This is a genomic window from Acinetobacter sp. TW_SC_4 (assembly GCF_054861205.1).
The window spans coordinates 2,807,112-2,820,573 of record NZ_CM142174.1 but is presented as its reverse complement, the minus strand read 5'-3'; the positions used below and the strand labels follow the sequence as shown (position 1 = coordinate 2,820,573).

12 protein-coding genes and 1 pseudogene are annotated in these 13,462 nt (G+C 44.5%); 8 read left to right on the top strand and 5 right to left on the bottom strand.

Annotation, left to right across the window (positions count from 1 at the left end; genetic code table 11):
- Position 1 precedes the first annotated feature (1 nt).
- The 4 genes from hcaB (at position 2) to ACWM1W_RS13780 (ending at position 4,290) form a co-directional block, all read left to right on the top strand.
- The gene (gene hcaB, locus ACWM1W_RS13795) at positions 2–817 is read left to right on the top strand and encodes a 3-phenylpropionate-dihydrodiol/cinnamic acid-dihydrodiol dehydrogenase (protein ID WP_312307523.1); all 816 of its coding nucleotides are present in this window, start codon (positions 2–4) and stop codon (positions 815–817) included.
- 66 nt (positions 818–883) lie between these two features.
- Positions 884–1,849, top strand: coding sequence for a 3-carboxyethylcatechol 2,3-dioxygenase (locus tag ACWM1W_RS13790; protein ID WP_208461831.1), 966 nt, complete (start codon positions 884–886; stop codon positions 1,847–1,849).
- A 4-nt stretch (positions 1,850–1,853) separates the two neighbouring features.
- Positions 1,854–3,095: a 3-phenylpropionate/cinnamic acid dioxygenase ferredoxin--NAD(+) reductase subunit gene (gene hcaD / locus ACWM1W_RS13785; protein WP_461603269.1), complete on the top strand. Its 1,242-nt coding sequence runs from the start codon at positions 1,854–1,856 to the stop codon at positions 3,093–3,095.
- A gap of 286 nt (positions 3,096–3,381) precedes the next feature.
- A complete protein-coding gene (locus ACWM1W_RS13780) occupies positions 3,382–4,290 on the top strand; it encodes a DMT family transporter (protein WP_208461833.1) in 909 nt (302 codons plus the stop codon).
- A 149-nt stretch (positions 4,291–4,439) separates the two neighbouring features.
- On the opposite strand, the gene ACWM1W_RS13775 is transcribed toward ACWM1W_RS13780, so the two are convergent.
- Entirely contained in the window at positions 4,440–4,679 is a 240-nt protein-coding gene (locus tag ACWM1W_RS13775; RefSeq protein ID WP_005232386.1) for a GNAT family protein, read from the bottom strand.
- A gap of 131 nt (positions 4,680–4,810) precedes the next feature.
- On the opposite strand from ACWM1W_RS13775, the gene ACWM1W_RS13770 reads away from it, so the two are divergent.
- Positions 4,811–5,749, top strand: coding sequence for a cation diffusion facilitator family transporter (locus tag ACWM1W_RS13770; protein WP_034169853.1), 939 nt, complete (start codon positions 4,811–4,813; stop codon positions 5,747–5,749).
- Between the two features lie 411 nt (positions 5,750–6,160).
- Positions 6,161–7,216: an MBL fold metallo-hydrolase gene (locus ACWM1W_RS13765; protein ID WP_005232384.1), complete on the top strand. Its 1,056-nt coding sequence runs from the start codon at positions 6,161–6,163 to the stop codon at positions 7,214–7,216.
- On the opposite strand, the gene ACWM1W_RS13760 is transcribed toward ACWM1W_RS13765, so the two are convergent.
- The gene (locus tag ACWM1W_RS13760) at positions 7,206–7,595 is read right to left on the bottom strand and encodes a DoxX-like family protein (protein ID WP_034580433.1); all 390 of its coding nucleotides are present in this window, start codon (positions 7,593–7,595) and stop codon (positions 7,206–7,208) included. The two genes, ACWM1W_RS13765 and ACWM1W_RS13760, sit on opposite strands and share 11 nt — an antisense overlap.
- 10 nt (positions 7,596–7,605) lie before the next feature.
- Positions 7,606–8,049, bottom strand: a complete 444-nt coding sequence (locus tag ACWM1W_RS13755) for a thiol-disulfide oxidoreductase DCC family protein (RefSeq protein WP_005232381.1) — start codon at positions 8,047–8,049, stop codon at positions 7,606–7,608.
- Positions 8,050–8,347: 298 nt separating this feature from the next.
- On the opposite strand from ACWM1W_RS13755, the pseudogene katG reads away from it, so the two are divergent.
- Positions 8,348–10,528 (top strand): annotated as a pseudogene (gene katG, locus ACWM1W_RS13750) (catalase/peroxidase HPI).
- Between the two features lie 99 nt (positions 10,529–10,627).
- On the opposite strand, the gene ACWM1W_RS13745 reads toward katG, so the two are convergent.
- The gene (locus ACWM1W_RS13745) at positions 10,628–12,148 is read right to left on the bottom strand and encodes a catalase (protein ID WP_005232374.1); all 1,521 of its coding nucleotides are present in this window, start codon (positions 12,146–12,148) and stop codon (positions 10,628–10,630) included.
- Between the two features lie 619 nt (positions 12,149–12,767).
- Between ACWM1W_RS13745 and ACWM1W_RS13740 the strand changes: the two genes are divergently transcribed.
- Entirely contained in the window at positions 12,768–12,947 is a 180-nt protein-coding gene (locus ACWM1W_RS13740) for a DUF7230 family protein (RefSeq protein ID WP_005232372.1), read from the top strand.
- Positions 12,948–13,003: 56 nt separating this feature from the next.
- Here ACWM1W_RS13740 and ACWM1W_RS13735 read toward each other — a convergent pair whose 3' ends face one another.
- Entirely contained in the window at positions 13,004–13,441 is a 438-nt protein-coding gene (locus ACWM1W_RS13735; RefSeq protein ID WP_005232370.1) for a hypothetical protein, read from the bottom strand.
- Positions 13,442–13,462 lie beyond the last annotated feature (21 nt).

Below are 13,462 nucleotides of genomic sequence, written 5' to 3'. Positions count from 1 at the left end.
CATGGGTTGGCTACAAGGCGAAGTTGCACTGATCACTGGTGGTGGTTCAGGTCTCGGTTGGGCACTGGTAGAACGTTTCCTGGAAGAGGGCGCACAAGTGGCCGTTCTTCAACGTTCACAGTCTAAAGTCGATGCACTGAACGCACATTTTGGTGACCGTGTGCTGGCAATCGCAGGTGATGTGGCCAGCTATGAAGACAACGTCTGCGCTGTTAAAGCGACTGTAGAGCGTTACGGTAAACTCGACTGTTTCGTGGGTAATGCCGGTATCTGGGATCACTATGCCGATATCGTCAATACTTCAGGTGAGCAGCTGGAAAAAGCCTTTGATGAGATTATGGGGATTAACACCAAATCTCTGATTTTAGGTGCGAAAGCTGCACTGGATGAGCTCGTTAAATCTGAAGGTTCGATCATTTTCACACTGTCAAATTCTGCATTGTATTCTGCAGGTGGCGGTCCGGTTTACACTGCATCAAAACATGCGGGTGTAGGCATTATGAAAGAACTGGCTTACGAACTTTCACCTAAAGTCCGAGTCAATGCCGTTGCGCCATCAGGTATGAATGTGAACATCAAAGGTGCTGCATCTTTAGGTCAAGAAAACCTTGGCCTGCTCGATGCACGTGATCCTGAGAAAATCGCACGTGGCATGCCACTGAATTTCTTACCTGAACCTGAAGACATGACTGGTTCCTACGTGCTCTTAGCATCTCGTCAAAATAACCGCCCGCTGACTGGTGTTCTGATTAACGCAGAATGCGGCCTGGGCATCCGTGGTTTACGTCAACCACGTGCAGGTTTCTTTGATGAATAAAAATCTAGTCTGAAATGGACTTTTCGGCAGCCTGTTCTTGGCTGCCTTCCTTTTAAGGAGTCTCTCATGGCCGTTAAACTTATTTGTGCTTCGCACAGTCCTTTAATGGAATTTGCTTCACCGCAGGAAAAACGCAAAGAGCAGGCTGTTCGTGAAGCGTTTGAAAAACTGTCTGCTGAAGTAAAAGCTTACGACCCAACCCTGATCATCACTTTTGGTCCTGACCATTTTAATGGTTTCTTCTATGACCTGATGCCAAGTTTCTGCGTGGGGATCCGCGCGAGGGCTGCAGGGGACTGGGACTACGGTAAAGACAATGACCACATTGATGTGCCAGAAGACAAAGCACTGGCTTTGATTCGCCGTGTACTCGATGAGGGTGTGGACGTTGCATATTCTTATCGCATGCAAGCCGACCATGGTGTGACTCAGCCCTTACATTTCCTGTGTGAAGGCAAACTTGACCGTTATCCAACGATTACAATTTTTATTAATGGCGCTGCAGCACCGATGCCAACTACCAAGCGTACCATCGCTTTAGGCCGTGCTGTGGGTCAATACATCAAGTCTTTAAACCTTGAAAACGAGCGTGTGCTTGTTTTAGGTACCGGTGGTCTGTCACATGATCCACCTACACCGCAAATGGGTGCTGTACCACCAGAAGTGGAAGAGTTCCTGATTGCAGGCCGTTATCCAACGCCTGAAGCACGTTATGCACGTCAATCCAAAATTATTGCAGTGGGTCAAAAGCTGGCAGCAGGGGATACGTCAGTTGCCGTGCCTTTGAATGCTGAATGGGATATTGCCCTGCTGGAAACCTTCAAGAATGCTGATTTTGCAACATTAGAAGCGATGACTGAAGCTGAAATCCGCCGTGATGGTGGTCGTGGTGGTCAGGAAGTCCGTTCTTGGATGGCTGCCTTCGCTGCCTTAAGCGAAATGGGTGAGTACGAAATGACAACGCACTGTTATGAAGAAATCAGTGAATGGATTGCGGGCTTCGGCATCGTATCTGCAGAGTTAAAAGGTTAAAGACATGAGCAACATCGAAACCATCGTAATTGTAGGTGCTGGCCAGGCAGGTGCAAGCGCGATTTTAGAACTTCGTGGCAACAAATACGAAGGTAAAATCATTCTGATCGGTGATGAAACGCATCTTCCTTATGAGCGTCCACCACTGTCTAAAGACGTGATTCTAAAACCTGAAGAGACCAAGATTGAAATTCTGTCAGAAGAAAAACTGGCGGAACTTGGTGTAGAAACCATTCGTGGCAATGGCGTGAAAAAAATCAACGCTGAAGTGAAAACGGTTGAACTTCAAAATGGGGACGTTGTTGCTTATGACAAACTGTTGCTTGCCACTGGCGGCGCAGCACGTCGTCTGCCAAACTTCGATGCGCTGGGTAAACACGTTTATACCTTGCGTAACCTTGAAGATTCACAAGCTTTAGTACCTGTGTTGCAATCAGGCCGTCGTATTGTCTTGATTGGGGGTGGCGTGATCGGTCTGGAACTGGCTTTTTCTGCACGTTTCAAAGAATGCCAAGTAACTGTGATCGAAATGGGGCCTATGGTCATGGGCCGTTGTTCGCCACGTATTCTGAGCGAGTTCCTGTTAGAACAACAACGTTTGGAAGGTATCGATGTTCGTCTGGAAACCAAGATTGCAGACTGCCGACTTGAACAAAATCAAGACGGTGAAGAAGTTGTGATTACCCTTGAGGGTGGTGAAGAGCTTCGTGCTGATGCTGTAGTTTATGGTATCGGTATCGTGCCAAATGCACAATTGGCTGTAGAAGCTGGCCTGGATGTTGATTTCGCGATTAAAGTGAATGAAAACTGCCAGACTTCAAATGCAGACATTTATGCGGCAGGTGATGTGGCAACTCAATTACGTGACTGTGGTAACCACCGTCGTGTAGAAACTTGGGAAAATGCCAACCTGCAAGCAGGGATCTTTGCGCGCCATGTGATGGGCATTGAGCATCCGACGCCTAATCCAGCTTGGTTCTGGACAGATCAGTTGGACATCAACTACCAGTTCGTGGGTGACATGGCGGCTGCTGAATGGCAAGTTCGTGGTGAAATCAATCCAGAGCTTCGCGCTGAATCATCATTCGTGATGTTTGGTGTGACTGATGGCGTTATTGTTGGCGGTATCACTGTAAATGCGGCAAAAGAAATGCGTTACCTGAAAAAACTGATCAGCAAGAATGCAGCGTTTGAAGCAGATAAATATTTAGATCTCAGCCAGGATCTTCGTAAACTTGTGAAGTAATCTGAGTTTACAAAAGGGCAGACCTCGGGCAACCTGGGTCTGCTTTTTTATGTCTGTCAGATTGTGCTGTCATGACCTTACATTCCATTGTGATTTGAAATGGCTTTGTGTAGGTTTGGCTTACTTTTCAAAGATGAAAAGTAACAAAAATCTTTTGCTAAACTGAGGATATATCCCTATATCCCAGTTTAGCGGCGGCGTCCCTGCCTCCATCAGTATTGTTGATTGTGAATTTGAGCGAGAAGTTAGTTCAATTCTTTCTGATTAAAATTTAATTGAGTCCTTTATGAATTCAAATTCATCTCCCATGCTGGTGACGGCAAGTATTTATGCCTTGCTGGTGCTGATCTGGGCAGCGACGCCATTGGCGATCGTCTGGAGCGTTGCAGAAGTTCATCCGATGTGGGTGCTGATCATTCGTTATTTCGGTGCTTCTGTGCTGGCTTTGGTGATCTTGGCTGCCATGCGTAATCCATTGCCATTCGATCGAACCTCAATGATGAGTTATGTAGCAGGCAGTCTAAACCTGATCGGTGCACAGTTATTTATCTATCTGGCGGCGAATTATTTGACCTCTGGATTAATGGCTTTAATTTTCGGTTTCTCACCACTGGTTGCTGGCCTGATTGGGCATGTCATCCTGAAAACTAACCACCTAATCTGGTTGCAATGGCTCGGTATAGCTGTTGCCGTCGGTGGTTTAAGTTTTGTCTTTGCGGAGTCAGCAGATAGTAAAGTGAATCCGTGGGGCGTGGTCCTGATGCTGATTAGTATGGTGTCTTATATCAGCTCGATTTTCTGGGTGAAACAGATCAATGCGCCGTTAAAACTGATGTCCCAAGCCACCGGTTCTTTGATTGTTTCTTCATTGGGATCATTGCTAATCATTCCATTTATCTGGCAATCTTTCCCAACACAAATGCCAAGTATGCAGGCGCTATTCGGCTTTGGTTTTACCATGATCCTGTCTTCGATTGTGGCGATGCTGTGTTACTTCTGGCTGATTCGCCGTTTAGCCGCATCCACCGTATCCCTCAGTAATGTGATGACGCCAATCATTGCCCTGATTCTCGGTGCAACCTTGAATAATGAAATCATCAGCAGTCATGCCTTTGCCGGTATTGCGGTAGTGATGTTCGGGATCGTGATGTACTTCTGGAAAGAATGGCGCGAGCAGTATTTTTCTAAATCCTAAGCTGTATTACTCAAATTAAAAAATATTTAGAAAGGAAGCTAGGGCTTCCTTTCTGGTTTTTGATGCAGAACCGGGTAGGGATGTCTTTTCTATCCCTTTGAGAACGGCAGATAAGCTCAAATCCAGGCTTTAAGTCAAGGATAGTCGCATCAGACACAATAAACAGTATTGCTAGCTTTGTTCAGTATACCCATCAAACCCAGAATCTGCTGCTGATGTTCCACATGGAACAGTTGCACCTGATCAAAATAACCATGCTGGATAATCTGCTGGCGAATCTTCAGGATTTGCTCGTCATTCAGAAAATGATGCGAAGCCCGGACAGATTGCTCCCACAGTTCTAGGAGCTGAGGATGCCGATCGGCAGAAGTAAGGACAATCACAGCCATGAAGTTTCCGATTAAAAATGAGAACAACAAAACAATAAACAATTTATGTCAGCAGTTTATTAAGATGCAAAGAGATAAAATGAAAAATCAAATAGATCCATCTGTTTGAGGAAAAACTAGGACAACTTTGAATGTCATCTGAATCTAATAAAATTGTGGTCTATGCAGCGTTATTTGGCAACCTCGCTATTGCACTGGTTAAATTCGTCGCAGCCTATATTACCAATAGTTCTGCGATGCTCAGTGAAGCGATTCACTCGGTGGTCGATACCCTGAATGAAATTCTGCTTCTTTACGGCATGAAAAAGGCAGAGCAGCGCCCAGATGCCCACCATCCTTTTGGCTATGGCCGTGAACTGTATTTCTGGGCCTTTATTGTGGCCTTGATGGTCTTTGCACTGGGTGCGATTGTATCCATCTATCAAGGCATCCTGCACATCATTCATCCTGAAGAAATGCAGGATCCGATGATCAACTATATTGTCCTGGGTATTGCGATTCTGTGTGAAGGATTCTCCTGGACAGTGGCTTTAAGAACCTTCCGTAAAATGAAAGGCAAGATGGGCTATTTCGAAGCCTTTAGACGTAGTAAAGATCCGACCACCTTTACCGTATTATTTGAAGATACTGCTGCGCTAGTAGGTCTTTTTATTGCCCTGATCGGGATTTTCCTGGCTCATCAACTGAATATTCCTGAACTGGATGGTGCTGCCTCTATTCTGATTGGTGTCGTGTTGGCGGTATCGGCCTGGTTACTGGCACGTGAAACCAAAGGCTTATTGCTGGGTGAAACAGCAGATCCTAGACTACGTGAAAATGTACTTAACATTGCCCAGCAGGATGCTGCGGTCTATAGCGCCAATGGTGTATTAACCGAGCAAATGGGTGCACATCAGGTAATTGCCTCCTTAAGTCTGGAATTCAAAGACGATCTGACTTCTGATGAAATTGAAGCTTGCGTTAACCGGATTGAAGCGCAGATCAAACAGCTACACCCAGAAATTATTACTCTATTTGTGAAACCTCAAACCAAAGCGGTATGGCTGGAACGGACCCAAGGTCGTATTTAAGGAAATGAAGTTTTCAGCAGATAACTTTCGTCGGATAGTCAGAAGGGCATCAAGCGTGATTACGTGAATACGGGATAAAAATTTAGGTCATGAAATCATGTACAGTCAGGTATGGAGTGAGAATTATCGGATGAATATTGATCATTCTCCTGTCTTTTTAGAAAGCAGAATGGGCACAAACTTGATCACCAGTATTTATTTTTTTAGAAGATTTTCATCGGTTTTGGTCTTTCCATTGGCTCGATGTTTTGCTAAAAATAACAAAAACATAAATGAATCTTAGGCACGTATTTCATACTATGCTGGAATACCGAAGTATATAAGTTTGTATGCGATTTAAAGAGATGCTCCGTTTGAAAATTCCAAGTGGATGCTGTCTTGCATATAACAAATAATAAATAGTGGATATTTATGCAAGATCTTTTCAAGACTAAAAAATTTCAGCTTGAGACTGAGTCCAGTTGGAAACATCTCTGGTCCAAGCCGGTATTTGATTATCTACATTCCGATCATTTTGATGGTGAGCGGTTTAAGAATCTGGAGCATCATTCGCTCGAGCAAAGTCGCTTTGACTTGTATAAATGGTTATTCACCAGAAAATCCAGCACCTGGGAAGTGAATCTGGAACAGGAACGTGCCGAGTTTTTTTCACGTCCGCGTGCCTTGCCACAAAACCGGCCGGAAGCCACTTTAGATGACTGGCAAATCTGGTTTATTGGGCATGCCACCGCTCTGATCCAGATCGGGCCGTATAATTTTCTGACTGATCCGGTCTGGTGTGAATATGCCAGTCCTTTTGCATCCCGAGGGCCACAGCGCGTTATTCCTGCTGGCATTGCCCTGGATGAGCTGCCGCATATTGATGCCGTATTGCTCAGCCATAACCATTATGATCATATGGATCTGGCGACCTTGGCCTGGCTGCATCAAACCTATCAAATGCCGATCTATACTGGCCTTGGCAATGGCTGGTACCTGCCTAAAGACTATAATGTCATTGAAATGGACTGGTGGGAAAATGCATTTTTTGAAGATATCCAGATTGTCTATTCGCCAGCACAGCACGCTTCAGGACGTGGAATGCGCGATCAGAACTGTGCGTTATGGGGCGGTTTTTCCTTATTGAATGGCAAGGATCATTGCTATTTTGCTGGGGATAGCGGTTATGCGCCGCATTTCAAGGAAATTCGAAAACGCCTTGGGCCACCACGAATTGCGCTGTTGCCGATCGGTGCCTATGAACCACGTGAATTGATGCGCAATATTCACATGAATCCGGAAGATGCTTTTCATGCCCATCAGGACTTAATGGCACGTTGTTCAATGGCGATCCATTATCGGACCTTCCAGCTCACCGATGAAGCACGTGACCAGCCTGAAAATGAACTGCAGCATATTATCCAGCATTCATCCAAGCTGATTAACCCGTTTTACTGTATTCGTGAAGGTAAACGGATTATTGTCTAAGGGCTTCTCTTTGTTCTTGTTGAATTATTTGAATGACGATAACAAAAAGCATCAGCATCGCGATATTCATTACTACAGGATTAAAGGCGGCTATAAGCTGTAAAGGGTCGGTGAGTACGATCAGCAGTAATAATCCGCCCAGTCCAGCAATATTCAAACCATGTAATAGAAGGGATCTGTTCCATTTTAAAAAGCACAAACCAAACAGTATTTCACACAACCCAGATAAGCCTACCAAGCTTTTAGCGAGCAGTAGGCTAACCCCCATATTTTGCCAGATTTGCAGTTCAGCAGTAGATTGGAACAGAATTTTTGGAACCAAGCCCTGATACAGCCAGAGTGCAGCTAAGGCAAACTGGATTGTACGCAGCGGTTGCATTAATACAGAATCAGAATTCATGGACAGCCTCTTCCAGAAAGTGGCGTTTATTTTCGAGAGAAGGAATCAGACAAGAATCAGTTTTGCCAAATAGCTTATAGCGGTTTAAAGCCACCAGACGATATAGAAAATCGCGAATAAAACGTGGAATGAAATAGCCAGCATTCATCAAAGAAAATGGAAAACCGAGATGCTGCATCACCTTCAGTAAAGCAGTAGATTCGGTATAAAGTTTGCCATCCTTAATGACTACCATGGTGGTGTAATGTTCTGTCGACATCTGGTAGTGCTTAAGCAGGGCAGTGCCCAGCTCCGATTGTGCAGAGACCAGTTTAAACTGGATTTTTTTATCGTATTTAATCAGAAACTTTGCCCAGCCATTACAAATCACACAAACCGCATCAAATAAAATGATGTCATGGCTTTGAATGATATCTTCAATATTTTTGCTCATCGTTATACTTCTTTTTTGCGATATGGCTTTGATAGTGTAGTTCTACACACATTAATATAAAACTTCTTAACAAGGATGTTCGTCACTTTAAATTCTTTGGCTCATTTGAAAATAAAAATGGGAGTGATCAACTTTTCTTAATTGGATGGCTACTACAATATTATGGCTTGGCATCAGGATTGTAGTGTTTGGTGAGTCTATCTTTAAGCTCTGTAAAAAAGCCAGTAAGGTGAAATAGCTCATAATGGAAATAGCTTGGAAAAACAAGCAGGTTAACTATAAAGCTGGAGAAGCCTTCATGAATAAGCCTACACAACCTGGCACAAGTAAATGTCCCTTCTATCAGCGCATACTGCCGCTGGTAGCTCGAATATAGACTGGTGGCCCAATGCACTGAATTTGGATATTTTGTATCAGCATGACCGCAAAACGAATCCCATGGACCCTGATTTTGACTACGCTAAAGCCTTTAGCGAACTAGATCTGGAAGCAGTTAAACAGGGAACTGATAACCTCCAGTCAGGACTGGTGGCCCGCGGACTGGGGCAGCTATATTGGCATGATGGTGCGTACCGCCTGGTATCTGGCCGGAACCTACCGTAAGCAGGATGGACGTGGGGGTGCGAATACCGGTAATCAACGTTTTGCGCCATTGAATAGCTGGCCAGATAACGTCAATACCGACAAAGGCCGCCGTCTGTTATGGCCAGTGAAAAAGAAATATGGCAATAAAATTTCTTGGGGAGATTTGATTATTCTGGCTGGTACGGTCGCATATGAGGTGGCTGGGTTAAAAACCTTTAGTTATGCCGGTGGGCGTGAAGATATCTGGCATCCAGAAAAAGATATTTATTGGGGTGCAGAGCATAAATGGCTGGATGCGACCCGCGAACGTTATGACAATAAAGAAGACCGGAATACGCTGGAAAATCCTCTTGCTGCAGTACAAATGGGACTGGTTTATGTCAATCCGGAAGGGGTGGACGGCAAACCGGATCCGTTAAAAACCGCACAGGATATGCGTACCACCTTCGACCGTATGGCCATGAATGATGAAGAAACCGTCGCTCTGACGGCAGGTGGACATACCGTCGGGAAAGCACATGGAAATGGTAAGGCTGATGTACTTGGACCGGAGCCAGAAGCTGCACCACTCGAATTACAGGGTTTGGGCTGGAATAACCTGGAAGAAACCGGTAATGCCGCCTATACCATGGTAAGTGGTCTGGAAGGTGCTTGGACGACTAACCCGAACCGCTGGGACAATGAATTCTTTTATCTGCTGCTGAACTATGACTGGGAGCTAAAAAAGAGCCCGGCCAGCGCATGGCAATGGGAGCCGATTAATATTAAAGAAGAAGATCGCCCATTGGATGCGCATATGACCAATGTGCGCCGTAATCCGATCATGACCGATGCCGATATGGCGCTGAAAATCGACCCGGGGTATCGGGAAATTTCCGAAAAATTCTATCGTGATCCGGAGTATTTTTCCGAAACTTTTGCCCGTGCCTAGTACAAATTGACCCATCGTGATTTAGGGCCGAAATCTCGTTATCTGGGGCCGGATGTACCGGAAGAAGACCTGATCTGGCAAGATCCAATTCCATCAGTAGATTACACCTTAAATGAGAGCGAAATTGCGGACCTGAAAGAAAAACTGCTGGATAGCGGCTTGAGTCGCTTTGAGCTGATCAATACCGCTTGGGACAGTGCACGGACTTATCGTGGTGGGGCCAATGGTGCCCGTATTCGTTTACAGCCACAACGTGAATGGGTGGGCAATGAACCGGAGCGCTTGAATAAAGTGCTGAACAAACTTGAAGAAATTCAGGCAGGTCTGGAGAAAAAAGTCAGTATCGCTGACCTGATTGTACTGGGCGGATCGGCCGCAGTAGAAAAAGCAGCACAGGAAGCTAGGGTAGATATTCAGGTGCCATTTATTCCAGGCCGGGGAGATGCGACTCAGGAACAAACCGATGTCTATTCATTTAAAGATCTGGAACCGTTGCATGATGGCTACCGTAACTGGTTAAAACAGAACTACTCCGCTCAGCCAGAAGAAATGCTGGTCGATCGTACTCAATTGATGGGACTTACAGCACCAGAAATGACAGTATTAATTGGTGGAATGCGGGTCCTAGGTGCTAATCATGGTGGAAGCAAGCATGTCGTACTGACTGATCGGGTCGGTGTATTGAGCAATGATTTCTTTGTGAACCTGATGGATATGAATAATGTCTGGGTGCCGGTAGAAGAAAACCTTCACGAAATCCGTGACCGTCAAACGCATGACCTGAAATGGACTGCAACCCGTGTCGATCTGGTCTTCGGTTCTAACTCAATTTTACGTGCCTATTCTGAAGTCTATGCTCAGGATGACAATAAGGAAAAATTTGTAAGTGACTTTGTCAAAGCCTGGACCAAAGTCATGAACGCTGACCGTTATGATGTTAAACATCAACGTGAAGCCGCTTAAATTGAACTGCAATTCATATTCCTGATGCTTTAATTTAACACCAATAAAAAAACCACCCTCGGGTGGTTTTTTTTATTCGCTCAGTTCAAGCTGAAAAACTTAGAGAAAGCTTGGTAGGCCTTTGGCTGGATCAGTTGCTCGAGCCATCTGGGCATCAGCTACGCTCATCCCAAGAGCTTGGGCAACACCTTCACCATAGGCTGGATCACAAGCATAACAGTTACGGATATGACGGTACTTGATGAAATCAAGCGCATCACCCATTGCGGCTGCGGTATTGTTAAATAGAGCCTGTTTCTGCTCATCATTCATCAGGTTGAACAGGGCACGTGGCTGGCTGAAGTAGTCATTATCATCTTTGCGATAATCCCAGAAATCTGCATCACCCGTGATTTTGAGTGGTGGCTCTCTGAATTCTGGCTGTTCCTGCCACTGGCTGAAACTGTTCGGCTCATAATGCGGCAATGAACCATAGTTGCCGTCCATACGGCCCAAACCATCACGATGATTTGAATGTACCGGACAACGTGCAGCATTGACCGGAATCTGGGCATGATTCACGCCCACGCGGTAACGTGCAGCATCAGCATAGTTGACTAAGCGTGCCTGTAGCATACGATCCGGTGAGTAACTAATGCCTGGTACCAGATTGCTTGGCGCAAAAGCTGCTTGTTCTACGTCCTGGAAATAGTTTTCCGGATTACGGTTGAGTTCGAATTCACCTACTTCAATCAGCGGATAATCACCTTTCGGCCAGACTTTGGTCAGGTCAAACGGATGATAAGGCACTTTCTCGGCATCGGTTTCAGGCATGATCTGAACGTACATTTTCCATTTCGGATAATCACCACGTTCAATCGCATCAAACAGGTCAGTCTGGCTGCTTTCACGGTCTTTAGCAATTAGCTCTGCTGCCTCAGCATCAGTCAGATTTTTGATGCCTTGCTGGGTACGCATATGGAATTTTACCCAGAAGCGTTCATTTTGGGCATTGATAAAACTGTAGGTATGACTGCCGAAACCGTGCATATGACGGTAACCAGCCGGAATCCCACGATCCGACATTACAATGGTGACCTGATGTAGAGCTTCCGGCAATAAAGTCCAGAAATCCCAGTTATTGGTGGCGCTACGCTTATTGGTTTTCGGATCGCGTTTTACTGCTTTGTTTAAGTCAGGGAATTTGCGTGGATCACGCAGGAAGAATACCGGCGTATTGTTACCGACTAGGTCCCAGTTACCTTCTTCAGTATAGAACTTCAGGGCAAAACCACGAATGTCACGTTCTGCATCAGCTGCACCGCGTTCACCAGCGACGGTCGAAAAACGGGCAAATATTTCGGTTTTTTTGCCAACTTCCGAGAAAATTTTTGCACGGGTGTACTCAGTAATGTCACTGGTCACAGTAAAAGTACCAAATGCACCTGAACCTTTTGCGTGCATACGGCGCTCAGGAATCACTTCACGAACAAAGTTAGCCAGTTTTTCATTCAGCCATAAATCCTGAGCAAGTAAAGGTCCACGCGCACCTGCCGTCATACTGTTCTGGTTGTCGACCACAGGCGCACCAGCTTCAGTGGTCAGGTGGGTGACAGGGCATTTTTTAAAATCTTGGCTCATCTTTCCTCTCCAAGTTTTGAATATCTTGTGTCGTTTATCTAGTATTCATAAAATATTGAAATATATGCTAATCAGATCAGGTTTCACTATATTTACAATATCTTTAAATAAAGGGTGTGACAGCACAAAATAGAATTCAGGATATAATTGAGTGAGCTCACTCAAAAAATATTTTTAAAGTTAATAAAGTTTAAAATATTGAAAATTAAATGGTTACTCTTAAAAAGTAATGGGTTTTCCACTCTCTGACAATATCAAATTCTATATATTTTGAATAACTCGAATAATGAATGGGATTAAACGAAAATAACAATATCTAAGTCCATAATATGTTTTTATCAAAGGATAAAAATAATAAGTGAAAAGTGGTATTTAAAATGAATTTTATAACTGTTTTATTTTAAATGGTTTTTTAATTGAGTTTTGTTTGGCTGAAGAAACCCATAACAATAATGAATGGAATAAGGGTATTTTCTGGTTATAGCTCGCATTGTTGCATACAGAAAATCCTAGCTAAATGGGCTTTATTTTTAAAAAAGCATTGGCAAATATGCTTGAAAATTAGTCAGTCAGCCCTATAATTATCTCACTCCTTCCTCCAAGTCACATAGAGAGCAAAATGGCCAAGAAAAAAACAGCCAAGCAGGTGGTGATCCACAATTTTGTGGCAAAACACATGCATGAAGTTAACAAAAGCCAGGTTTTTGTAGACCGGAAGAAAAATGCAAAACGTGGTTATACCAAGCACAAACAAGGGCGATATCAACAAGATGATCGCCCTTTTTTATGGGCGGCTTAGGGCGGCCAGGAAGACGTAGATCTGTTTTGGGCAGAAGCTGATTTTAAGGGATTCTGTCAGGTATAGTTAAAAGATGAATTTCTTTTCGAAGAATGCGGTGAAGTCCTCCGGGTGGTTGAAGAAGCTTCTTCGGGAAACATATTTTGAAAAAAACGAGGCAGGGTCGCAGAACTCGAAGATCTATTTCGATCAGCATCAGCCATAGGCCGAGTCTGCTGAAAACTGGCAAATTTTCCTAGCTGTTGCCGATACAGTTTTGCCGCAATGACCGATGGATCATTCTTGCCTAAACGCCGTTGCTGGCTACGAGAAATTTCAATTCCCCATAAGGGACAGGCTTTAGGACGTTCAGTTTCACGGATATACTGGTGACTGGTACTTGTATTATTACGACCACCAGAAGATGTATATCTGGATTTTTGCGAACGTAAGGCCGGTGCAATAATAAAATAAAATGCTGCAGCCAGCATAAGCAGGATAAGTACAAATTCCATAAGTACCTCGACTGATGCAGA